2 protein-coding genes are annotated in these 1,070 nt (G+C 68.4%); both read right to left on the bottom strand.

The genetic code is table 11. The features are described from left to right. Positions 1–90: 90 nt before the first annotated feature. Positions 91–357, bottom strand: a complete 267-nt coding sequence (gene rpmA, locus QH283_RS14045) for a 50S ribosomal protein L27 (RefSeq protein ID WP_195151457.1) — start codon at positions 355–357, stop codon at positions 91–93. Positions 358–393: 36 nt separating this feature from the next. After that, complete coding sequence (gene rplU / locus QH283_RS14050; RefSeq protein ID WP_280503446.1) at positions 394–705, bottom strand: 50S ribosomal protein L21; 312 nt, start codon at positions 703–705, stop codon at positions 394–396. Positions 706–1,070 lie beyond the last annotated feature (365 nt).

Here is a 1,070-nt window from a genome sequence, read left to right on the forward strand (position 1 = left end):
CCGCGGGGCCCACCCCCCCCCGCAACCGCCAAACGCGGGTCTGGGTGGCCACCCTCCCCCGCTCGGCTCGAGTTCGGATCGGCTCGGCGGTCAGGCCTGAACCGGCTCCGGGGCAACGATGTTCACGGTCTTGCGGCCCCGCTTGGTGCCGAACTCCACCGCGCCCGCCGCCAGGGCGAACAGGGTGTCGTCGCCACCGCGGCCGACGTTCACGCCGGGGTGGAAGTGGGTGCCACGCTGGCGGACCAGGATCTCGCCGGCCTTGACGGTCTGGCCGCCGAAGCGCTTGACGCCGAGCCGCTGGGCGTTGGAATCGCGTCCGTTCCGGGAGCTGGACGCGCCCTTCTTGTGTGCCATAGCAGTGTCTCCTCGGTGATGCTTGCTGGCCGGTGCTTACTTGATGCCGGTGACCTTCAGGACCGTCAGCGGCTGACGGTGACCCTGGCGCTTGTGGTAGCCGGTCTTGTTCTTGAACTTGTGAATGCGGATCTTCGGTCCCTTGGTCTGCTCGACCAGCTCCGCGGTCACCGAACGGCCGGCCAGCGCGGCCGCGTCGGTGGTCAGTTCGGCGCCGTCCACCACGAGGACGGGCGAGAGCTCGACGGCGGTACCCGGCGTGCCCTCGATCTTCTCGACCTTCACCAGGTCACCGACCGCGACCTTGTACTGCTTTCCGCCGGTCTTGACGATCGCGTACGTTGCCATCGGTCGGCTTCCTCCACTCGATGTGTCTCAATAGTGCTCACCGCGTCACAGGGTGCGACGCGACTTGTCTTGGCTGGTTGCTGCACGGGGCGCTTGCTCCGCCGACCGCTCGTGTCTGCTCCGATGTCCGCACTTCTTCTGACCGTACTTGCATCGATCGGAGAGCACTTCGAGCCGGAGAGCACTTCGAGCGCATCGGCATCATGCGCATCGCCAGGCAGCGACCGATCAAATCTAGCAGAAGGGGTCCCCGCTCCCCAATTCGGCCTCCGGGCAACCTCGCGGCCACCGCTGCCCGGACGGTGTAGGCCGGGGCCCAGGCCCCCCGCCCCCGGGCGGAACGGCCCCCGGGGGCGCACAGGTGG

The sequence above is a fragment of the Nocardia farcinica genome (genome assembly GCF_029867845.1).
GTDB lineage: Bacteria > Actinomycetota > Actinomycetes > Mycobacteriales > Mycobacteriaceae > Nocardia > Nocardia farcinica_A.